General features: G+C 71.8%; 21 protein-coding genes. 19 read left to right on the forward strand and 2 right to left on the reverse strand.

What is annotated here, in order from left to right; genetic code table 11:
- Positions 1 to 48 precede the first annotated feature (48 nt).
- The 16 genes from SPOPO_RS0118485 to SPOPO_RS0118560 all read left to right on the forward strand — a co-directional run bounded on the left by SPOPO_RS0118485 (position 49) and on the right by SPOPO_RS0118560 (position 17676).
- Entirely contained in the window at positions 49 to 1335 is a 1287-nt protein-coding gene (locus SPOPO_RS0118485; RefSeq protein WP_211210918.1) for an aspartate aminotransferase family protein, read from the forward strand.
- Positions 1335 to 2363 (forward strand): ABC transporter ATP-binding protein, encoded by a 1029-nt coding sequence (locus tag SPOPO_RS0118490; protein ID WP_019876473.1) that lies wholly within the window; start codon positions 1335 to 1337, stop codon positions 2361 to 2363. Before SPOPO_RS0118485 ends, SPOPO_RS0118490 begins: the two co-directional genes overlap by 1 nt.
- Positions 2364 to 2396: 33 nt before the next feature.
- Positions 2397 to 3611, forward strand: a complete 1215-nt coding sequence (locus SPOPO_RS0118495; protein WP_156870018.1) for an ABC transporter substrate-binding protein — start codon at positions 2397 to 2399, stop codon at positions 3609 to 3611.
- Between the two features lie 29 nt (positions 3612 to 3640).
- A complete protein-coding gene (locus tag SPOPO_RS0118500; protein ID WP_019876475.1) occupies positions 3641 to 4564 on the forward strand; it encodes an ABC transporter permease in 924 nt (307 codons plus the stop codon).
- Positions 4565 to 4574: 10 nt separating this feature from the next.
- The gene (locus SPOPO_RS0118505) at positions 4575 to 5414 is read left to right on the forward strand and encodes an ABC transporter permease (protein WP_019876476.1); all 840 of its coding nucleotides are present in this window, start codon (positions 4575 to 4577) and stop codon (positions 5412 to 5414) included.
- A 55-nt stretch (positions 5415 to 5469) separates the two neighbouring features.
- Positions 5470 to 6918 (forward strand): gamma-aminobutyraldehyde dehydrogenase, encoded by a 1449-nt coding sequence (locus SPOPO_RS0118510; protein ID WP_019876477.1) that lies wholly within the window; start codon positions 5470 to 5472, stop codon positions 6916 to 6918.
- 9 nt (positions 6919 to 6927) lie between these two features.
- Positions 6928 to 8391 carry an NAD-dependent succinate-semialdehyde dehydrogenase gene (locus tag SPOPO_RS0118515; RefSeq protein ID WP_019876478.1) on the forward strand — a complete coding sequence of 488 codons (1464 nt, stop codon included), beginning with the start codon at positions 6928 to 6930 and terminating at the stop codon, positions 8389 to 8391.
- Positions 8392 to 8468: 77 nt separating this feature from the next.
- Positions 8469 to 9404: an META domain-containing protein gene (locus SPOPO_RS30440; RefSeq protein WP_084671253.1), complete on the forward strand. Its 936-nt coding sequence runs from the start codon at positions 8469 to 8471 to the stop codon at positions 9402 to 9404.
- Positions 9405 to 9424: 20 nt separating this feature from the next.
- On the forward strand, positions 9425 to 10675 hold the full coding sequence (dxr, locus tag SPOPO_RS30445; RefSeq protein ID WP_019876482.1) for a 1-deoxy-D-xylulose-5-phosphate reductoisomerase: 1251 nt from the start codon (positions 9425 to 9427) through the stop codon (positions 10673 to 10675).
- Entirely contained in the window at positions 10669 to 11886 is a 1218-nt protein-coding gene (locus SPOPO_RS0118530; protein WP_019876483.1) for a M50 family metallopeptidase, read from the forward strand. The genes dxr and SPOPO_RS0118530 overlap by 7 nt, the downstream gene beginning before the upstream one ends.
- A gap of 31 nt (positions 11887 to 11917) precedes the next feature.
- Positions 11918 to 13054 carry a flavodoxin-dependent (E)-4-hydroxy-3-methylbut-2-enyl-diphosphate synthase gene (gene ispG, locus SPOPO_RS0118535; protein WP_019876484.1) on the forward strand — a complete coding sequence of 379 codons (1137 nt, stop codon included), beginning with the start codon at positions 11918 to 11920 and terminating at the stop codon, positions 13052 to 13054.
- A gap of 49 nt (positions 13055 to 13103) precedes the next feature.
- Positions 13104 to 13976, forward strand: coding sequence for a GNAT family N-acetyltransferase (locus SPOPO_RS0118540; protein WP_019876485.1), 873 nt, complete (start codon positions 13104 to 13106; stop codon positions 13974 to 13976).
- 55 nt (positions 13977 to 14031) lie between these two features.
- Positions 14032 to 14583 (forward strand): GNAT family N-acetyltransferase, encoded by a 552-nt coding sequence (locus SPOPO_RS0118545; protein ID WP_156870020.1) that lies wholly within the window; start codon positions 14032 to 14034, stop codon positions 14581 to 14583.
- Positions 14584 to 14670: 87 nt separating this feature from the next.
- A complete protein-coding gene (locus SPOPO_RS0118550) occupies positions 14671 to 15201 on the forward strand; it encodes a hypothetical protein (protein WP_019876488.1) in 531 nt (176 codons plus the stop codon).
- 37 nt (positions 15202 to 15238) lie between these two features.
- Entirely contained in the window at positions 15239 to 16879 is a 1641-nt protein-coding gene (locus tag SPOPO_RS0118555) for a YbaK/EbsC family protein (protein WP_019876490.1), read from the forward strand.
- A gap of 62 nt (positions 16880 to 16941) precedes the next feature.
- Positions 16942 to 17676 carry an HAD family hydrolase gene (locus tag SPOPO_RS0118560; RefSeq protein ID WP_019876491.1) on the forward strand — a complete coding sequence of 245 codons (735 nt, stop codon included), beginning with the start codon at positions 16942 to 16944 and terminating at the stop codon, positions 17674 to 17676.
- A gap of 135 nt (positions 17677 to 17811) precedes the next feature.
- Here SPOPO_RS0118560 and SPOPO_RS0118565 read toward each other — a convergent pair whose 3' ends face one another.
- On the reverse strand, positions 17812 to 18273 hold the full coding sequence (locus SPOPO_RS0118565) for a ferritin-like domain-containing protein (protein ID WP_019876492.1): 462 nt from the start codon (positions 18271 to 18273) through the stop codon (positions 17812 to 17814).
- Positions 18270 to 18782, reverse strand: a complete 513-nt coding sequence (locus tag SPOPO_RS0118570; protein WP_028984906.1) for a hypothetical protein — start codon at positions 18780 to 18782, stop codon at positions 18270 to 18272. Before SPOPO_RS0118570 ends, SPOPO_RS0118565 begins: the two co-directional genes overlap by 4 nt.
- A gap of 145 nt (positions 18783 to 18927) precedes the next feature.
- Here SPOPO_RS0118570 and rimP point away from each other — a divergent pair, with 145 nt between their 5' ends.
- From rimP to SPOPO_RS33875, 3 genes are all read left to right on the forward strand, one after another.
- On the forward strand, positions 18928 to 19401 hold the full coding sequence (rimP, locus tag SPOPO_RS0118575; protein WP_019876494.1) for a ribosome maturation factor RimP: 474 nt from the start codon (positions 18928 to 18930) through the stop codon (positions 19399 to 19401).
- On the forward strand, positions 19401 to 20555 hold the full coding sequence (nusA, locus tag SPOPO_RS0118580; protein ID WP_019876495.1) for a transcription termination factor NusA: 1155 nt from the start codon (positions 19401 to 19403) through the stop codon (positions 20553 to 20555). Before rimP ends, nusA begins: the two co-directional genes overlap by 1 nt.
- Before the next feature lie 87 nt (positions 20556 to 20642).
- Positions 20643 to 20927, forward strand: a complete 285-nt coding sequence (locus SPOPO_RS33875) for a DUF448 domain-containing protein (RefSeq protein WP_084671256.1) — start codon at positions 20643 to 20645, stop codon at positions 20925 to 20927.
- Positions 20928 to 20934 lie beyond the last annotated feature (7 nt).

Here is a 20934-nt window from a genome sequence, read left to right on the forward strand (position 1 = left end):
CTCTCATTCCGGCGGGTTCGCACAAGTCTCGACCACCAGGGAGCGCCGATGGCTTCGGGGATGACCTCGGGTCCGACCTCGCACCTGTCGGACGTGTGGTTCTCCGTGACGGACCTCGAGGTGGTCTCCGGTTCGGGCTGTGTGGTGACCACCGGGGACGGCACCGAGTACCTCGATTTCTCCAGCGGCATCGCCGTGACCAGCACCGGCCACTGCCACCCGAAGGTCGTCGCGGCGATCGCCGATCAGGCGGGGCGCTTTCTCCACGCCCAGGCGAACGTCTACCGCCACAACCTGATGAATCCCTTGGCGGATCGGCTGGCCGAGATCACCCCGGACCCGATCGAGGTCTTCTTCCTCGCGAACTCCGGCGCCGAGGCCACCGAAGGCGGGGTGAAGCTGGCCCGGCAGGCGACCGGGCGGCAGAACGTCATCGTCTTCGAGGGCAGCTTCCACGGCCGCTCGATGCTCGCGATGGCGATGACCACGTCCAAGTCCGGCTACCGGGCGGGCTATCAGCCGCTGCCCGCCGGCATCTTTGTGGCGCCGTTCCCCACCGCGCTGAAGTTCGGCGGCGACATCGAGGCCGCCACCGACCACTGCCTGGCGGCGCTGCGGCATCTGTTGGTCAGTCAGACCGCGCCGGCCGAGACCGCCGCGATCGTGCTCGAGCCCGTCCTCGGTGAGGGTGGCTACTACGCGGCCCCGCCGCGCTTCCTGCGCGGGGTCGAGGAGATCTGCCGCGACCACGGCATCCTCTTCGTCGCGGACGAGATCCAGACCGGGTTCGCCCGCACCGGCCGGATGTTCGCCGTCGAGCACGCCGGCGTCCGCCCCGACATCCTGCTGATGGCCAAGGGCATCGCGTCCGGCTTCCCGATCTCGGCGATCGGCGCCTCGGCCGAGGTCATGAGCCGCTGGCCGCGTGGGTCCCACGGGGGGACCTACGGCGGCAACCCGATCGGCTGCGCGGCCGCGCTCGCCACGATCGACGTCCTCACCGAGCCCGGCTTCCTCGACCACGTCGAGGCGCGCGGGCAGCAGCTGCGCGCCGGACTGGAGAAGGCCGCCGCCGACGACGCCGGGGTGGCCGAGGTTCGTGGCCTCGGGCTGATGGTGGCGGTCGAACTCGTCGACCCGGCAACGGGCCGACCGGACGGGGCACGGGTGAGCGCGGTACTGCGCTCCTGTCTGGAGGAGGGCCAACTGATCCTCATGGGGGCCGGCAGCTACGGGAACATCGTCCGCTTCATGCCACCGCTGATCGTCTCCGAGGCCGAGGTGGACCGCGCGGTCGACGCCTTCGCCGCCGCCCTGCGGAAGACGCGCGGCTGATGGGAGCGGCGGTCCGGCTCGAGGGAATCGGCAAGCGCTACGGCGACGTCGACGTGCTCACCGGCGTGGACCTCGAGGTCGACGAGGGCGAGTTCTTCTCGATGCTCGGACCGTCGGGGTCCGGCAAGACGACCTGCCTGCGGATCGTCGCCGGCCTCGTCGAGCCGAGTTGGGGCCGGGTGCTCCTGCACGGCGAGGACGTCACCGCCCGGCCGCCGTACCAGCGGGACGTCAACACGGTCTTCCAGGACTACGCGCTGTTCCCGCACATGTCGGTCGGGGACAACGTGGCCTACGGCCTCATGGTCGAGAAGGTGCCGAAGGCGGAGCGCCGCCGGCGGGCCTCCGAGGCGCTGGCCATGGTGCGACTGGAGGGTTACGAGAAGCGGCGCCCGACGCAGTTGTCGGGCGGTCAGCGCCAGCGCGTGGCGCTCGCCCGCGCGCTGGTGAAGCGCCCGCGGGTGCTGCTTCTGGACGAGCCGCTCGGTGCGCTCGACCTCAAGCTGCGCGAGCAGATGCAGAAGGAACTGAAGGCCATTCAGGCCGAGGTGGGCATCACGTTCATCTTCGTCACCCACGACCAGGCCGAGGCCCTGTCGATGAGTGACCGGATCGCGGTGTTCAACGAGGGTCGGATCGTCCAGGTGGCGCCGCCGGCCGAGCTCTACGAGAACCCGGCGGACGCCTTCGTCGCCGGGTTCGTCGGCACGTCGAACCTCCTCGGGCCGGAGTCGGCCCGCAAGATCCTCGGGCGCGAAGGCACGTTCACCGTGCGCCCGGAGAAGATCCGCCTCGTCGACATCGACGGTCCGGGCGCCGGTGACGGGGAGTGCAGCGCCACCGGCGTCGTCACCGACGTGTCCTACCTGGGGGCGGAGACCCGCTACACCGTGACGCTCGACGCCGGCGACGAGCTGGTGGTCACCGAGCAGAACCTCGCAACGAAGTCCACCGACGCGCTGGCCGCCCGGGACCGGCCGGTGCGCCTCATCTGGGGGGAGCAGCACAACCGGCTGCTCCCCGGCTGACACCCCCACCCCTTGGAAGGACACACAATGTGGATGCGGTATCGCCGAACGGCGCTGGCGGGGGTTGCGACCCTGGCCCTGGTACTCGCCGGCTGCGGTGGAGATGACGACGACGACGTCGCGCAGGCGACTCCGGGCGCCGGCGCCACCACGGGCACGGGCACCGGCACGGAAGGCATGGCCACGTCGCTCGGGGAGGGCGAGGGCAAGCTGAACCTGGTCGCCTGGGCCGGCTACGTCGAGGACGGCTCCACCGACCCCAAGGTCGACTGGGTGTCCGACTTCGAGAAGAAGACCGGCTGCAACGTGAACGTGACGTTGGGCAACACGTCCGACGAGATGGTCACGCTCATGAAGAGCGGCAAGTACGACGGTGTCTCCGCCTCCGGCGACGCCTCCCTGCGGCTCATCGGGGCCGGCGACGTGTCCCCGGTCAACGTCGACCTGATCCCCAACTACAAGGACATCTTCGACGGGCTGAAGGACAAGCCGCACAACACCGTCGACGGCGTGCACTACGGCATCCCGCACGGCCGCGGCGCGAACCTGCTGATGTTCAACACCGAGAAGGTCAAGCCGGCGCCCGACAGCTGGAGCGTCGTCTGGGACACCAACTCGCCGTACAAGGGCAAGATCACGGCCTACGACAGCCCGATCTACATCGCAGACGCCGCGCTCTACCTCAAGGCCACCAAGCCCGAGCTGAACATCACGAACGTCTACGAGCTCGACGACGCCCAGTTCACCGCGGCCGTCGACCTGCTCAAGCAGCAGCGCGGCATCATCGGTGAGTACTGGTCGGACTACACCAAGGAGATCGACGCCTTCGCGAAGGGCAACTCGGTCGCGGGCACGACGTGGCAGGTCATCGCCAACGTCCTGAAGGCCGACAAGGCGCCGATCAAGGCGATCCTGCCCAAGGAGGGTTCGACCGGCTGGTCCGACACCTGGATGCTCTCGTCCCAGGCGAAGAACCCGAACTGCATGTACATGTGGATGGACCACATCGCCTCGCCCAAGGCGAACGCGGCCGCGACCGAGTACTTCGGCGAGGCGCCGTCCAACCGCAAGGCGTGCAACTTCACCGCCGACAAGAAGCACTGCGACACCTACCACGCCACCGACGAGGCCTACTTCGAGCAGGTCGCGTACTGGACGACCCCGGTGAAGGACTGCGGCGACGCCCGCGGTGAGGTCTGCAAGGACTACTCGGAATGGGTCAAGGCCTGGACCGAGATCAAGGGCTGAGACGCAGGACCGAGAAGCAGGACTGAACGGTGATCGACACCGGCGCCTCCGCGGGGACGGCCACGCGCACCCGGACCGATTGGGTTCTCGACCCGATCGCCCGGGTGCTGCGTGGGCGCCGGTGGCTCCAGGTCTCGCTGCTGCTGGCCGCGCCCGTGGCATGGCTGGTGGTGGCGTACCTGGGCGCCCTGGCCGTGATGCTCTTCAACGGCCTGTGGCGTTTCGACCTGGGCAACCAGGTCGTGATCGAGGACATCAGCACGGAGAACTTCCGTGAACTGCTGACCAGTGACACCTACTGGACGATCACGCTGCGCACGGTGGGCATGGCCTTCGCGGTCACGCTCACCTGCGCGGTGCTCGCCTTCCCCATCGCGTTCACGATGGCGAAGGTCGCGACGCCGCGGCAGCGTCGGCTGCTGCTCGTCGCGGTCCTGCTGCCGCTGTGGGCCAGCTACGTCGTCAAGGTCTACGCCTGGCGGACCATCCTCGCCGAGGAGGGCGTCCTCAACTGGATGCTCGACCCGTTCGGGATGTCCGGCCCGGGGACCGGCGGCAACGGTCTGATCGGGATCTGGCTGACCTTCACCTACCTGTGGCTGCCGTTCATGATCCTGCCGATCTACGCCGGGCTGGAGCGGATCCCCGACTCGCTGTTCGACGCCTCGTCAGATCTTGGGGCGTCGCCGGTGACGACGTTCCGCAAGGTGATCCTGCCGATGGCGTTCCCCTCGGTCGTGGCCGGCTCGATCTTCACGTTCTCGCTGACGATGGGGGACTACATCACCCCGCGGCTCGTCTCCTCGAGCCAGTTCATCGGGAACGTCATCTACGACAACCTCGGCGTGGCCGGGAACCTGCCGTTCGCCGCCGCCTACGCCTCCTTCCCGTTGGTCGTCATGACGGCCTACCTGTTGGTCGCGCGTCGCCTCGGCGCCTTCGAGAACCTGTGAGGGGGTCGCGTTGAACTTCTCCCGGCGCGCCCGCGCACTGCACTGGTCCGGCACGGCGATCACCCTCGCGTTCATCTACTTCCCGCTCGCGATCATCGCGCTGTACGCGTTCAACTCCTCGCGGGTCCAGCGCTGGCCGATCGACGGCCTGTCGACGAAGTGGGTCGACGCGGCGCTGCACAACCCGGGCGCACGGGAGGCCCTCACCACGTCGGTCAAGGTGGCGCTGATGGCCACCGGCGTCGCATTGGTCCTCGGGTCGTTGGCGGCGTTCGCGGTCGCGCGCTACAGCTTCTTCGGCCGGAACACCATCTCGTTCCTGGTCGTCATCCCCATCGCGATGCCGGGCATCGTCACCGGCATGGCGCTGAACTCCGCGTTCCGGGAGGCGCCGCTCATCGGGGGCGTCAATCTCGGCCTGCTGACCATCGTCATCAGCCACGCGACGTTCTGCATCGTGCTCGTCTACAACAACGTCATCGCCCGGCTGCGGCGGATGTCGGGCCACCTGGAGGAGGCGTCGGCGGACCTCGGGGCGCACCCGCTCCAGACCTTCCGTTACGTCACCTTCCCGACGATCCGGTCCGCGCTGCTCGCGGGCGGCCTGCTCGCCTTCGCGCTCTCCTTCGACGAGATCATCGTCACGATCTTCACCGCCGGATCGACGCAGACGCTGCCGATCTGGATCCTCCAGAACTACTCGCGGCCCAACCAGGGACCGATCGTCAACGCGGTGGGGTTGTTCGCGATCCTCCTGTCGATCATCCCCGTCTATCTCGCGCAGCGACTGACCGAGGGTGAGGACATCGCCCGGTCGTCCACCGCCGCGGCGCCGGCTGCTGCGAACTGACGCCCTTTCATTCGTATCTCTCACCCACCCGAACCGATCGCAAGCGAGGTGGAACGTGCCGAACCTGACGTCTCTCCCGGTCGACCTGCCGGCTCAGAACTGGATCGACGGGGCCTGGGTCGACCCGGAGTCCGGCCGACTGGACGACGTGTACGCCCCCGCGACCGGTGACGTGCTGTTCCGCGCCGCCTCCTCCGGGACGGCGGACGTCGACCGGGCGGTGCAAGCGGCCGCGAAGGCCTTCGAGTCGTGGTCGGTGACCACGCCGCGCGAGCGCTCGGAGGCGCTGCTGCGCATCGCGCAGGTCATCGAGGACCACGCCGACGAGTTCACCGCGATCGAGTCGGCGAACGTCGGCAAGCCGGTGTCCGCGCTGCCGGACGAGATGGACCTGACCATCGACAACTTCCGGTTCTTCGCCGGTGGCGCCCGCACTTTGGAGGCGAAGCCGGCGGGGGAGTATCTGAGCGGTTACACCTCGATGCTCCGGCGGGAGCCGCTCGGCGTCGTCGGCAGCATCGCGCCGTGGAACTACCCGCTGATGATGGCGGCCTGGAAGATCGGGCCGGCCCTGGCGGCGGGCAACACCGTCGTGCTCAAGCCGAGCGAGCTGACCCCGCTGTCGGTGCTGCGGCTGGCCGAACTTCTCGCCGACGTCCTGCCGCCCGGCGTGCTGAACGTGGTCACCGGGACCGGCGAGGCCGGGGCCGCGCTCGTCGAGCATCCGGCCGTCGCGATGGTCTCGCTCACCGGGTCGGTGGCGACCGGGAAGGCGATCATGGCCGCGGCGGCGTCCACCCTCAAGCGCGTCCACCTCGAGCTCGGCGGCAAGGCGCCGGTCGTGGTCCTCGACGACGCGGACCCGGAGACCGTGGCCGCGGCGGTCCGGCTCGGGGCGTTCTTCAACGCGGGCCAGGACTGCACCGCCGCCTGCCGCGTCATCGCGACCGAGCGGGCCTACGAGGCGACCGTCGCCGGCGTCACCGACGGGGCGAAGACCCTGATCTCCGGTGATCCGGGCGCGGCGGAGACCGAGCTCGGCCCCCTGGTGTCCGCGAAGCAGCGCGAGCGGGTGGCCGGGTTCGTCGAGCGTGCGCTGGCCGGGTCGGGCGAGGCCACCGCGGGCGGCCGCCCGGGGGACGGGCCGGGCTACTACTTCGAGCCCTCGGTGATCGTCGGTGTCGGCCAGGACGACGAGATCGTGCAGCGCGAGGTGTTCGGCCCGGTCGTCACCGTGCAGCGCGTCGCCGACGAGGAGGCCGCGATCGCGGCGGCGAACGCCGTCGACTACGGCCTGGCCGCGAGTGTCTTCACGACCGACGTCGGCAAGGCGATGCGGGCCTCCGCCGCCCTGCGCTTCGGCACGGTCTGGGTCAACGACCACATCCCGCTGGTCTCCGAGATGCCGCACGGCGGGTTCAAGCAGTCGGGCTTCGGCAAGGACATGTCTCTGTACGCCGTCGAGCACTACACCGAGCTCAAGCACGTCATGGTCAAGTGGTAGGCAGGATCCATGGGTGAAGCAGCGGAGCGGCGGGTCCTGGACGCGGTCCCCGACGGGTTGCTGATCGGGGGCCAGTGGCGACCGGCCACGGGTCGCCGGGAGTTCGGCGTCGAGGACCCGGCCACCCGCGCCGAGCTGCGGACGGTCGCGGACGCGAACGCGGAGGACTCCCGGGCGGCGCTCGACGCCGCCGTCGAGGCGCAGCCGACGTGGGCCGTCACGGCCCCGCGGGAGCGCGCGGAGATCCTGCGTCGCGCGTTCGAGGCGATGACGAAGCGGGCCGACGACCTCGCGCTGCTGATGACCCTCGAGCACGGCAAGCCGGTGGCCGAGTCGAAGGCCGAGGTCGCGTACGCGGCCGAGTTCTTCCGCTGGTTCTCCGAGGAGGCCGCGCGGATCTCCGGTTCGTTCTCGACCGCCCCGGCCGGCAACCTCCGGCTGCTGACGATCAAGCAGCCGGTGGGGCCGTGCCTGCTGATCACCCCGTGGAACTTCCCGCTGGCGATGGGCACCCGCAAGATCGGCCCCGCGATCGCCGCCGGCTGCACGATGGTGATGAAGCCGGCCAAGCAGACCCCGCTGTCGATGTTGATGCTGGCGCAGATCCTCCGCGAGGCCGGCCTTCCGGACGGCGTGCTCAACGTCGTCACTGCTAAGGACCCGAGCGTCGTGAGCGAGCCGCTGCTGGCCGACGACCGGCTCCGCAAGCTCTCGTTCACCGGCTCGACCGCGATCGGCAAGATGCTGATCGAGATGTCGGCGGGCCAGGTGCTCCGGACCTCGATGGAGCTGGGCGGCAACGCGCCGTTCCTGGTCTTCGCCGACGCCGACCTCGACAAGGCCGTCGAGGGCGCGATGATCGCGAAGATGCGGAACATGGGGCAGGCCTGCACCTCGGCCAACCGGTTCCTCGTGCACTCCGCCGTCGCCGGGGAGTTCACCGAGCGACTCGTCGAGAAGATGGCCGCCCTGGTGCCGGGCCGCGGGACCGAGGACGGCGTGACGCTCGGGCCGCTGATCGACCAGGCCGCGATCGACAAGGTCGACGGACTCGTCTCCGACGCCGTCTCCCGGGGCGCGAAGCTGCTGCTCGGCGGCAAGGCCGGCGACGGGCCGGGCTACTTCTACTCCCCGACCGTTCTCACGGACATCCCCGACGACGTGCGGCTGACCTGCGAGGAGATCTTCGGCCCGGTCGCCGCGATCCGCACCTTCGACGACGACGAGGCCGCGATCGCCGAGGCCAACGCCACCGAGTACGGCCTGGTCGCCTACGCGTTCACCGCCGACTTCGACCGGGCGCTCCGGGTCGCGGAGCGACTGGAGTCCGGCATGGTCGGCCTCAACGTCGGGCTCGTCTCCAACCCGGCCGCCCCGTTCGGCGGGGTGAAGCAGTCCGGCCTCGGCCGCGAGGGCGGCACGGTCGGCATCGAGGAGTACCTGGAGACGAAGTACGTCGCGCTGCCGACCTGAGCGCACCGGACCGCGGTGAACGTTTTCGCCCCCTCGCGCGTCCTGCTGGAGAGAACGGTGACGAACGGGGGAACGAGATGGCACGCACGGGGACGACCTGGGCCCGGCGGGGGCGGGTTCGGCGCGGGCTGATGCTGCCGCTGGCGGTGCTGCTGGTGGCGGGACTGGCGGCGTGCGGGAGCGACGCGGCGTCCTCGGAGCCCGACCCGGCGGCCGGCGGCAGCGGCCCCGGACCGTCGGCCGGGACCCCGGACGGGGAGTTCCTGTCCACCTCGGTCACCGAGAACGGAAAGCCGAAGAAGCTGGTCAAGGGCACGAGCGTCTCGCTCCGCTTCGCCGACGGCGCGGTCAGCGCCCAGGCGGGCTGCAACACGATGAGCGGCCCGGTGCGCTTCGCCGACGGGAAGCTCGTCGTCGACGACCTCGCGATGACCGAGATGGGCTGCCCGGGCGAGGGCCGGCACGAGCAGGACCAGTTCGTCGCGGCCTTCCTGACCGCTCGCCCGGCCTACACCTACGACGGGACGACCCTCGACCTCAGCACCGATTCGGTCCGGATGGTGTTCGGTCCCCGCGAGCAGGTCCAGCCCGACCTCCCGCTGGAGGGCACCCGGTGGAACGTCACCCACCTGACCTCCGGCCCGGCCCGCGACGCCGCGGACGACCCGAACGCCGCGGTCTCGGCCGGCATGGCCCCGCCCAAGGCGTTCCTGGAGTTCGCCGACGGCCGGGTCACCGGCAACGACGGTTGCAACCGCCTCTTCGGTGACGCGACGGTCTCCGGCGACACCATCACCTTCGGGCCGATCGCCACGACCAAGATGGCCTGCCCGGGCGTCGAGGGGACCGACCGGGTGCTGGCCGTCCTCACCGGTGACGTGACCTGGAAGATCGACCACCGCATCCTGACCCTGACCAACGCGGCGGGCGACGGCCTGCAACTCGAGGCGGAGAAGATGCCGGCGGGAGACAAGAAGAGCGCGCCCGGACCGGTCGGCAATGCGGACTCCTGAGTCCCAGGGAGAATGACCGGGTGACCCCGCGTTCTGTTGTCGTCCTGGGCTCCACGGGATCGATCGGCACCCAGGCCCTCGACGTCGTGCGCGCGAACCCGGACCGGTTCCGCGTCGTCGGACTCGGGGCCGGGGGCGGGAACGTCGATCTGCTCGCCGCGCAGGCGCTGGAGTTCGGCGTCGAGGTCGTCGGCGTCGCCCGGGCGGGCGCGGCCCAGGACCTCCAGCTGGCCTTCTACGCCGAGGCTCAGCAGCGCGGCTGGAACGCGGGGGAGTTCGCGCTCCCCAAGATCCTGGCCGGGCCGGACTCGCAGACCGAGCTCGCCGCCTGGTCGGCCGACGTCGTCCTGAACGGGATGACCGGCTCGGTCGGGCTGGCGCCGACGCTGGCCGCCCTGGCGGCCGGGCGCACGCTCGCGCTGGCCAACAAGGAGTCGCTGATCGTCGGCGGGCCGCTGGTCACCGCGGCCGCGGCGCCGGGGCAGATCGTCCCGGTCGACTCCGAGCACTCCGCGCTCGCGCAGTGTCTGCGCGCCGGCGCTCCGACCGAGGTCGCTCAGCTCGTCCTCACCGCCAGCGGCGGCCCGTTCCGCGGCCGGACGCGTGAGGAGCTGGAGTCGGTCACCGTCGCCGACGCGCTCGCGCACCCCACCTGGGACATGGGTCCGGTCATCACCGTGAACTCGGCGACGCTGGTCAACAAGGGCCTGGAACTGATCGAGGCTCACCTGCTGTTCGGCATCGACTTCGACGCGATCGAGGTCGTCGTCCACCCGCAGTCGATCGTCCATTCGATGGTCACGTTCACCGACGGCTCGACGATCGCGCAGGCGTCGCCGCCGGACATGCGGCTGCCGATCGCGCTCGGGCTCGGCTGGCCCGACCGGGTGCCCGCCGTCGCCCCGGCCTGCGACTGGAGCACGGCCACCACCTGGGAGTTCGCGCCGCTGGACCGCGTCGCCTTCCCGGCGGTGGAGCTCGCGCGCGAGTGCGGGCGGACCGGCGGCACGGCCCCGGCCGTGTTCAACGCCGCCAACGAGGAGTGCGTGTCGGCGTTCCTCGCCGGATCCCTGCACTTCAACCGGATTGTGGATACGGTCGCTGCCGTCGTCTCCGACCACACCGACTCCGGCGTGCTCGGGCGGGACGGCACACTCACCCTGGACGACGTGCTCGGCGCGGAGTCCTGGGCCCGGACACGGGTCGCGGAATTGCTGGGGGGCACGGTGGCGCGGGATCGCACGACGGGGAAGAACGGGCCTGCATGCTGACCTTGTTCGGGATCGTCCTGTTCGTGGTGCTGCTGCTCGGTTCGGTGGCGATCCACGAGTTCGGCCACTGCGTGACCGCGAAGATGTACGGGATGAAGGTCTCCGAGTACTTCGTCGGATTCGGCCCGAAGATCTGGTCGTTCCGCCGGGGGGAGACCGAGTACGGGCTCAAGGCCATCCCCGCCGGGGGCTACTGCAAGATCATCGGGATGACCGACCTCGAGGAGGTCGACGAGGCGGACCGTGACCGGGCGTTCTACCGGTACTCCGCCCCGAAGAAGACGGTCGTGCTGCTCGCCGGCGTCTTCCTCCACCTCGTGATCGGGTTCCTCCTCTTCGTCATCGCCTTCATGGGCATCGGCCGGTACACGCCGACCACCACCGTGCAGTCGGTGTCCGAGTGCATCCCGGCCGCGACCGCCACCACGGCCGCCTGCGGACCCCAGGACGCTCCGTCGCCGGCGAAGGCCGCGGGGCTGCTCGAGGGCGACGAGATCTTCGCCGTCGGGGCCGACCGGGTCGGCGGGAACTGGGACACCGCCTCGCGGCTCATCCGCGAGGCCGGTGCCGGACCCCTCGCCGTGACCGTCCTCCGCGACGGCAAGCTCGTGACGCTCACCGCGGACCTCGTCACCCGGGAACGGGCGGACCTGGACAATCCGGACCAGGTCGTTGCCGTCGGTGTCCTCGGCGTCGGGCCGTCCTTCCAGGCCGAGCACGACGGCCCGATCGCGGCCGCCGGGCGGTCCGTCGACCTGATGTGGGAGGTCGTGAAGGCCTCCGGGCGGCTCGTCGCGGACTTCCCGGAGAAGATCGGCGAGCTCTTCGACGCCCTCGGCGGCGAGGAGCGCGACCAGGAGGGCCTGTCCGGCGTGGTCGGCGCGGCCCGCGTCTCCGGCGAGTTCTTCAGCCTGGACAACAGCTCGACCACCGAACGGCTCTCGCTGGTGCTGCTCAACGTCGGCGGGCTGAACATCTTCCTGGCGCTGTTCAACGCCCTCCCGCTGCTCCCGCTCGACGGCGGCCACGTCGCGGTCACGACCTACGAGGCGGGCAAGCGGCGCCTGTTCCGGCTCTTCGGGAAGCCCGATCCGGGGCGGGTCGACATCACCAAGCTGCTGCCCGCCACGTACGCATTCGTCGTGGTCTTGATCGCACTCACGGTGCTGCTGCTGGCTGCCGACATCGTCAACCCCATCACCGTGAGCTAATTTCGATCCCGTGACCGCTGTTTCGCTCGGGATGCCCGCTCCGCCGCCCCTTCGGCTGGCCGAACGGCGCAGGTCCCGGCAGATCCGGGTCGGCGACGTCCTCGTCGGCGGCGACGCACCCGTGTCGGTGCAGTCGATGTGCACGACGCTGACGGCCGATGTGAACGCGACCCTGCAGCAGATCGCGGAGCTGACCGCGGCCGGCTGCCAGATCGTCCGCGTCGCGTGCCCGTCGCAGGACGACGCGGACGCGCTGTCGGCGATCGCGAAGAAGTCCCCGATCCCGGTGATCGCGGACATCCACTTCCAGCCCAAGTACGTCTTCGCCGCGATCGACGCCGGGTGCGCCGCGGTGCGGGTGAACCCGGGCAACATCAAGCAGTTCGACGACAAGGTCGGCGAGATCGCGCGGGCGGCCGCCGACGCCGGCGTCTCGATCCGGATCGGCGTCAACGCCGGGTCCCTCGACAAGCGGCTGCTGGCGAAGTACGGCCGGGCCACCCCGGAGGCGCTCGTGGAGTCGGCGCTGTGGGAGGCGTCGCTCTTCGCCGAGCACGACTTCCACGACGTCAAGATCTCGGTGAAGCACAACGACCCGGTCGTGATGATCAACGCCTACCGGCAGCTCGCCGCGGCGTGCGACTACCCGCTGCACCTCGGCGTCACGGAGGCCGGGCCGGCCTTCCAGGGGACGATCAAGTCGGCCGTCGCCTTCGGCGCGCTGCTCTCCGAGGGCATCGGCGACACGATCCGCGTCTCGCTCTCCGCGCCTCCGGTCGAGGAGGTCAAGGTCGGGATGCAGATCCTGGAGTCACTGGGTCTGCGTGAGCGCGGCCTGGAGATCGTGTCGTGCCCGTCCTGCGGCCGCGCCCAGGTGGACGTCTACACGCTCGCGAATCAGGTGACGGCGGGTCTCGACGGACTTACCGTCCCGCTGCGCGTCGCCGTGATGGGGTGTGTGGTGAACGGACCCGGCGAGGCCCGCGAGGCCGACCTCGGGGTGGCGTCGGGCAACGGCAAGGGGCAGATCTTCGTCAAGGGTGAGGTCATCAAGACCGTGCCCGAGCACCAGATCGTGGAGACACTGATCGACGAGGCACTGCGTCTGGCCGAGGAGATGTCGGCCGCCGGGGCCGGCCCCGGCGAACCCGTCGTCTCGGTGTCCTGATCCGGCGTCCCTGATCCGGCATTCCTCTTCCGGCAACCGAGGAGCGTGCGTGGCAGTCCCGGTCGATCGCGACACGGCCGCCGGCGCCGCGGAGCTCCGCGTCCTGACCCTGGCGGACCTGCCCGCCGCCCTGCGGCTGGCCGAGCAGAACCCGGTCGCGAACGTCTTCGTCCTGTCCCGGCTGCGCAGCGGCGGGCTCGGCCCCACCCGCGGGGCCGCGGAGGTGTGGGGCTATTCGGTCGACGGCGTCCTGCGCTCGATGCTCTACGTCGGCGCCAACGTGGTTCCGGTCCAAGCCGACGCCGAGGCGGTGGCGGCCTTCGCCGACCGGGCCGCGCGCACGGTGCGGCGCTGCTCCTCGATCGTCGGACCGGCCGACGCGGTGCTCCCGTTCTGGGAGCGGGTGGCCCCGGTCTGGGGCCCCGCCCGTGAGGTCCGGCCCGCGCAGCCGCTGATGGCCGTCGACGCTCCGGACCGCAGCCTGACCCCCGACCCCGGCGTCCGGCCGGTGACGCGCGCGCAGCTGGACATCGTTCTGCCGGCCTGCGTCGCGATGTTCACCGAGGAGGTCGGCGTCTCGCCGCTCGGCGGGGACGGCGGCCTGCTGTACCGGTGCCGCATCGCCGAGCTCGTCGACGCCGGCCGCGCGTTCGCCCGGATCGAGAACGACCGGGTCGTGTTCAAGGCCGAGGTCGGGGCGGCGACCCCGGAGGTCTGCCAGGTGCAGGGGGTCTGGGTCGACCCCGCGCACCGGGGTCAGGGGCTCGCGGCACCGGGCGTCGCGGCGGTCGTCGAGCTCGCCCGGGCCGGCATCGCCCCGACCGTCAGCCTCTACGTGAACGACTTCAACACCGCGGCGCTGGCCACGTACCGGCGCGTCGGGTTCCGCCAGATCGGTACCTTCGCCTCGGTGTTGTTCTGAGACAGATTGCTCTGAGACAGGCTGTTCCGAGGTCGGCCGGGAGGACCGTGTGGTGGTGACGATCGCGCCGCTGGACCTACGGGTCCGGGCGGCGGACGCGGCGGCCGTCCAGTCCGTGGCGCTCGGGCCGGTCTCGCCCGACCGGGTCGCGGTCTACGCACGGCACACCGCCCACCCGGGCTTCCGGGCGTTCGGAGCGTTCGAGACCTCAGACGGCGACGAGCAGCTCGTCGGGTTCGCGTACGGCGCTGCCTGCCGCAGCGGCCAGTGGTGGTTCGACCAGATCAGCCCGTCGCTGCGGGCGGCCGGTTACGGCCCGTGGATCTCCGATGCCTACGCGGTCACCGAACTGCACGTCCATCCCGAGTACCACGGCCAGGGGTTGGGGCTGACACTGCTGACGCGGTTGCTCTCCGGGGTCGACAACCCGACCGCGCTGCTGTCGACCTACGACGGGGAGACCCGAGCCCGGCGGCTGTACCGGGGCCTGGGCTTCGTCGACCTGATCACCGGCTTCCGGTTCGGGACTTCTTCGCAGGGCTACGCGCTGATGGCCGCCCCGCTGCCGCTCGCGGTCCGGACGGCCGACCCGGCCCGTTCTGCCTAGATCCGCCCGGAACCCGCGCCGCACGCCTAGGCTGAGGCGGTACAGCAGTTCGAGGCTGGTTCGACGACCGGCGGTGGGAGTTTTCCGGTGCGCGAGGGCATGAACCCCAAGACGATGCTCGCCCTGTTGTGGTTGGCGGCGGCGTCGGTCGGCCTGCTGGTCGCGGCGGTGCCGCTGATCGACGACACCCCGAACGCCTACCTGCTCGGGACGCTGCTGATCGCCGCGTCCCTGCCGTTCGGCCTGATCCGGCCTTCGGTGCCGATCCTGTGGGCGGTCGCCCTCGCCTGGCCGACCGTGGTGATCCGGTTGTCCCAGGAGGACGGCTGGACCGCCGTGCTCCTGCTCGGCTACACGATCGTCGGCGTCTACCTCGGCGACTGGATCGGCTCCTGGTGGGCCGAGAAGCACCCCAAGCCGATCGTCGTCGACTCCGGCCCGACGCAGGCCGGCCCGGCCGCTGCCGACGGCACCGCGCTGGAGGAGGACAACCTCCCGCCGGCGATGCCGGGCCGCTGGACCCGCGCCAGCCGACGGGCCGAGGAGGAGGCGCGCCACGACACCGGCTCGCACGAGCCGCCGACGCCGCCGTCGTCCATCACGGGCCTGCGCCCGTAACCGGGTCGTTCGCTCGGCCCGCCCGGACCCGCGCGCGGTGAACGCCCCGCCGCTGCGGCTCTCGCAGCTCTTTCTCCGGACGCTCCGCGAGGACCCCTCGGACTCCGAGGCCGCCAACCACCGGCTGCTCGTCCGGGCCGGGTACCTGCGCCGCGCCGCTCCCGGCGTCCACGCCTGGCTGCCGCTCGGCCGCCGGGTCCTCGACGCGGTCGAGAAAGCGCTGCGGGCCGAGCTGGCCGCGATCGGGGGCCAGGAGGTCGCCCTGCCGGTCGCCGACCCGGATCGGCTCGCCGGCGTCCTCGCGTTGCTGCGTGCCGAGATCTCCTCCTACCGCGACCTGCCGGTGACGCTGTTCCAGATCCAGCCGGTGGTGCGCGAGGAGTCGCGTCCGCGGGGCGGGCTGCTGCGCGCCCGGGAGTACGTGGCCCACCACGCCTGGTCGTTCGACATCGACTCCGACGGATTGCAGTCCGCGTACAACCGCCACCGGGCGCTGTACATGCGCCTGCTGGAGCGGGTCGGGCTCGACTACCGGATCGTGGCGGCGCCCGCCGGGGCCGGCGAGCACGCGGAGCACTTCCTCGCGGCCACCGAGACCGGCGAGGACGTCTACGTCACCTGCGGCGCCTGCGACTACGCCGCGGCGTCGGCCGCCGTGCGGGCCGGGGCGCTGCCGGTGGAGGCGACCCCGTCCCGGGGGCCGGCGCCCGCGCCCGAGGAGGTCGACACCCCGGACACCCCGACGATCGAGTCCCTCGCCGACCGGCTCGGCGTCCCGACGTCGGCGACGCTGAAGAACCTGCTCCTGACGGCGACGGCCCCGGACGGGACGCGGGAGGTCGTCGCGGTGGGGGTCCCCGGCGACCGCGAGGTCGACCTCGCCCGCGTCGAGGCGGCGCTGGCCCCGGCCCGGGTGGAGTTGTTCACCGACGCGGACTTCGCCGAGCACCCGGACCTGGTGCGGGGCTACATCGGGCCGCAGGGTCTGGCGGGCAAGGCGTTCCGCTACCTCGCCGACCCGCGCATCGCGCGCGGCACCGCGTGGGTGACCGGTGCGAACGCCCCGGGGCGGCACGTCCGCAACCTCGTCGCCGGGCGCGACTTCAGCCCGGAGCGGTACGTCGACCTCGTCCACGTCCGCGACGACGACCCCTGCCCGGCCTGCGGCGGCCGGCTGCGCCTGCACTCGGGGATCGCGGTGGCGCGGATCGCCCGGCTGGGCCGGCGCGCGGGGCCGACCGGCGTGGTCGTGCTCGGCCGCGACGGGCGCAACGAGCGCGTGGCCGTGGGCAGCTACGCCCTCGGCGTCACCCGCCTGATCGGGGCGATCGTCGAGCAGCACCACGACGACACGGGCATCTGCTGGCCGCCGGTCGCGGCACCGGCGGACGTCCATCTGGTGGCCGCGGGCCGCGACGAGAACGTCGCCGCCGCGGCGGAGCGTCTCGCCGACGAGGCCGGCGCGGCCGGTCTTCGTGTCCTCCTCGACGACCGGGCCGCCGTCTCGGCCGGGGTGAAGTTCGCCGACGCCGAGCTGCTCGGGCTGCCGGTGATCGTCGTCGTCGGCCGGGGGCTGGCCGGGGGCACGGTCGAGATCCGGGACCGGCGGGCCGGGACCCGGAGCGAGGTCGCGCTGCCGGCCGCCGTCGCCGCCATGCGCGCGATCGTCGGGGCATGATTCGTGGGGGCATGATCGTGGGGGGATCCGCACAGGGAAACCGGCTCCGGGGAGGGAACCGCATGACCGCCGCGCCGAACGGGGCGCCCGCCCGGCTCGATGCCGTCATCTTCGACTGGGGCGGGACGCTGACGCGCTGGCGTCCGATGGACATCCCCGGCACCTGGAAGGCGGTCGCGGCCGCGGCCGTCGCAGTGGACCCGGCGCACGACGTCGCCGACCTCGCGGTCCGGCTCGCCGAGGTCGACGAGCGGCTGTGGTCCCGCTGCCGCAACGGTGACTGTGAGAGCACCCGGTTCGTCGACGTCCTCGCCGAGTGCGGTCTCGACGACCACCCGGACCTGCTCGCCGCGCACCTGGGGGAGTGGGAGCCCGCGACCGCGCTGGACCCGGACACCCCCGCCGTCCTCGCCGGGCTGAAGGAGCGCGGCCTCCGGGTCGGGGTCCTGTCGAACACGATCTGGCCCCGCGCCCAGCACGAGGCCTGGTTCGCCCGCGACGGCGTTCTCGACCTGATCGACGGCGCGGTCTACTCCTCCGAGATCGCCCGCACCAAGCCGCACCCCGAGGCCTTCCTCGCGGCGGCCGACGCGGTCGACGCCCACCCCGAGCGCGTCCTGTTCGTCGGCGACCGCCCGTTCGAGGACATCCACGGCGCGAAGCAGGTCGGCATGCGCGCGGCCCTCGTCCCGTTCACCGTGATCGGCGACCACGAGCGCGGCCCGGTCCAGGGCGAGGCCGACGCGGTCCTCGATCGCCTCCTCGACGTCCTCGACCTCGTCGACCGCTGGCTCTGACCGACCGCTGGCTCTGACCCGACCCCTGGCTCTGACGCCGGCGCGCGCTGTCAAAAAAAGGGTGACACCCCTTACTGCGCAGTAAGGGGTGTCACCCTTTTTTGACGTCGCGACGGTGACGGGGGGTCAGGGGCGTCAGGAGGGGGAGGACGGGCCGGGGGTCGGGGCCTCGGGAGCGAGGCCCGGGTCCTCGAGGCCGGGGAAGCGGGCCGCCTCGCTGCGCCAGGCGGACTCGCGGATCGCGGCGTCCTGCAGAGCCCGGGCGGCGAAGCCGCGGTCGTCGCCGTCGGAGGCGGCGACGAGGGCGCCGAAGGCGAGCGCCACGTCCCGCTCGATGCCCGCGACGACGTCGACGACCGTCGCGAGGCCGGTGAACGGGCGGGGGAGCTGGTAGGCGGCCTGGGACTCGACCGGCTTGCCGCCGCCGTCGAGGATCTTGCGGCGCAGCTGGTCGCGGCGGTCGCGGTGGACGTCGAGTGCCTGCAGCGCCGCGGCGCGGTTGATGCCGCTGAGTTGGGCCGCGGCGGCCCCGTAGCCGTAGACGGCCGCGTGCTCGGCGGCCAGCACCTCGCCGAGGACCTCCAGGTCGGCGCTCATGAACCCGCTCGCAGGACGGCGGTGTGGGCGGCCTCGCTGCCGCCGATCGAGGCGATCAGCCGGGCGAGCTGCCGGTCGCGGGCGGCCTCGCACTGACTGACGCGGCGGCCGGCGGCGGAGTGCTCGGCGGACGCGAGGGCGGTCACGGCCCGCTGCGGCTCCGCGGGGACCGCCGGGGCGGTCGGGACCGCGGTCGCCGAGGCCTCCGGGACCGGGACGTCGGAGCGGAAGCCGGTGAGCGCGGCCAGGTGGGCGGTGTGATCGGCGCGCATCGGATCCAGACGCGCGGCCAACCCGGGGTGGCGCGCGGTGGTCGCGGCGTAGGCGGCGAGCAGGTTCTGCTTGTCCGCGATGGCGCGCGTCAGCAGGTCCAGGTCGGGATCCGGCGCGCGGCCGGCGTCCGGGCCGTCGTCGCCGTCGTCCCCGGTGCAGCCGGGGAGCAGCCACAAGGCCGTCACGGCGGACAGGCCGGAGAGGACCTGGCGGCGGGAAGGCGGTACGGGTGGCACCGGGCGACGCTACCTCGCGCCCGGGTCCGGCTATGGTGATGGGCCACGTGACACGCCCCGCCGTGTGAAACACCGGTCGTTCGCGCACGGACACAGCGAGGCGCGATTTTTCCAACAGGACAGCCGGTGACGGGAGGTCAGGGCAATGGCCGCGGAGACGCTCCCCGTGCGCATCGAGCGCCTGGTCGCGCCCGTCGTGACGGCCGCCGGTCTCGACCTGGAGGGCGTCGAGGTGACCCCGGCCGGACGCCGGCGGGTCCTGCGGGTCGTCGTCGACCGCGACGGCGGGATCGACCTCGACGGCGTCGCCGAGGTGAGCCGCGCGGTCTCCGACACCCTGGACGCCTCCGATGTGATGGGCGGTCAGGCCTATGTGCTGGAGGTCACCAGCCCCGGCACCGACCGGCCGCTGACCGCGCCGCGGCACTGGCGGCGCGCGGTGGGGCGTCTGGTCAAGGCCGAGCTCACCGACGGGAGCACCCGCACCGCCCGCGTGCTGGAGGCCGGTGAGGACGTCGCCGTCCTCGCGGACGGCCCGCTTGCGTACGGCGAAGTGCGGCGGGCCCGGGTCGAAGTGGAATTCGGAAAGTCGGACGAGCTGCAGGGAGAGGAGGACTGATGGACATCGACATGAGCGCCCTGCGCGCACTGGAGCGGGAGAAGCAGATCTCGTTCTCGCTGCTCGTCGAGGCCATCGAGGCCGCCCTGCTGATCGCGTACCACCGGACCGAGGGTTCGCAGCCGCACGCGCGGGTGTCGCTGGACCGGCAGAGCGGGCACGTCGTCGTCCATGCCCAGGAACTCGGCCCCGAGGGCAACGTCCTGCGCGAGTACGACGACACCCCCACCGGCTTCGGCCGGATCGCGGCCACGACCGCGAAGCAGGTCATCCTCCAGCGTCTGCGCGACGCCGAGGACGAGCTCACCTACGGCGAGTACCTGGGCCGGGAGGGCGACATCGTCTCCGGCGTCATCCAGCAGGGCCGGGACCCGAAGGCGGTGCTGGTCGACCTCGGCAAGGTCGAGGCGATCCTGCCCCCGCAGGAGCAGGTCCCGGGGGAGAAGTACGAACACGGGGCACGGATCAAGTGCTACGTGGTCGGCGTGAAGAAGGGCATGAAGGGCCCGTCGGTCACGCTCTCGCGGACGCACCCGAATCTCGTCCGACGGCTGTTCGCGCTCGAGGTCCCGGAGATCGCCGACGGGACCGTCGAGATCGCCGGCATCGCCCGTGAGGCCGGGCACCGCACGAAGATCGCGGTCCGGTCCACCAAGTCCGGCGTCAACGCCAAGGGCGCCTGCATCGGGCCGATGGGCGCCCGGGTGCGGAACGTCATGAACGAGCTGCACGGCGAGAAGATCGACATCGTCGACTGGTCCGACGACCCGGCCGAGCTCGTCGGCCACGCGCTCTCGCCCGCCCGGGTCAGCCGCGTCGAGATCGTCGACCTCGCCGGCCGCGCCGCGCGCGTGATCGTGCCGGACTACCAACTCTCGCTCGCCATCGGCAAGGAGGGCCAGAACGCCCGCCTCGCCGCACGGCTGACGGGGTGGCGGATCGACATCCGGCCCGATACCGAGGCCGACGCGACGCAGCGAGGAACGAGCGAGGAGCACGAGGCCTCCGTGAGCACCGAGGCCGACGCGACGCAGCGAGGAACGAGCGAGGAGCACGAGGCCTCCGTGAGCACCGAGGGTGACGCGACGCAGCGCGGAACGAGCGAGGACAGCGGCGCCCCCGGAGCCGAATCGGCGCCCGCCGGCGCGCCCTGACCGGACGTCGCCGCAGGTCGCAGGTGGGTTGTCGCGCAGGGTGACGTGCGCGACGGCGATGCACCCGCCGGGGTACTAGACTGTCCGGTGGTCGATCGCGTGGATGCCCCTTCTGTTCCCCTGCGCACGTGCGTGGGGTGCCGGGAACGGGCTCCCAAGACCGACCTGCTGCGGGTCGTGGCGGTCGAGGGCCAGTGTGTCCCCGATCCTCGCGGCCGGTTGCCGGGACGTGGAGCGCATCTGCACCCACGACCCGAGTGTCTTACCCTCGCCCTGCGCCGCCGGGCGTTCCCGAGAGCCCTCCGGGTTGCGGGTCCGCTCGACACGGAGAGCCTGACGGCTTTCCTCGCGCAGCGTGAGACCAGTGTGTGAGAACGTC

Source organism: Sporichthya polymorpha DSM 43042, assembly GCF_000384115.1.
Taxonomy (GTDB): domain Bacteria; phylum Actinomycetota; class Actinomycetes; order Sporichthyales; family Sporichthyaceae; genus Sporichthya; species Sporichthya polymorpha.

What these genes read in the sequence shown, in the direction of transcription:
- SPOPO_RS0118565 (WP_019876492.1), bottom strand. Translation starts at nt 18,273, where the DNA reads ATGAGCGCCGACCTGGAGGTCCTCGGCGAGGTGCTGGCCGCCGAGCAC.
- SPOPO_RS0118515 (WP_019876478.1), top strand. Translation starts at nt 6,928, where the DNA reads ATGGGTGAAGCAGCGGAGCGGCGGGTCCTGGACGCGGTCCCCGACGGG.
- SPOPO_RS0118560 (WP_019876491.1), top strand. Translation starts at nt 16,942, where the DNA reads ATGACCGCCGCGCCGAACGGGGCGCCCGCCCGGCTCGATGCCGTCATC.
- SPOPO_RS0118490 (WP_019876473.1), top strand. Translation starts at nt 1,335, where the DNA reads ATGGGAGCGGCGGTCCGGCTCGAGGGAATCGGCAAGCGCTACGGCGAC.
- SPOPO_RS0118530 (WP_019876483.1), top strand. Translation starts at nt 10,669, where the DNA reads ATGCTGACCTTGTTCGGGATCGTCCTGTTCGTGGTGCTGCTGCTCGGT.
- rimP (WP_019876494.1), top strand. Translation starts at nt 18,928, where the DNA reads ATGGCCGCGGAGACGCTCCCCGTGCGCATCGAGCGCCTGGTCGCGCCC.
- SPOPO_RS30440 (WP_084671253.1), top strand. Translation starts at nt 8,469, where the DNA reads ATGGCACGCACGGGGACGACCTGGGCCCGGCGGGGGCGGGTTCGGCGC.
- nusA (WP_019876495.1), top strand. Translation starts at nt 19,401, where the DNA reads ATGGACATCGACATGAGCGCCCTGCGCGCACTGGAGCGGGAGAAGCAG.
- SPOPO_RS0118495 (WP_156870018.1), top strand. Translation starts at nt 2,397, where the DNA reads ATGCGGTATCGCCGAACGGCGCTGGCGGGGGTTGCGACCCTGGCCCTG.
- ispG (WP_019876484.1), top strand. Translation starts at nt 11,918, where the DNA reads ATGCCCGCTCCGCCGCCCCTTCGGCTGGCCGAACGGCGCAGGTCCCGG.
- SPOPO_RS0118485 (WP_211210918.1), top strand. Translation starts at nt 49, where the DNA reads ATGGCTTCGGGGATGACCTCGGGTCCGACCTCGCACCTGTCGGACGTG.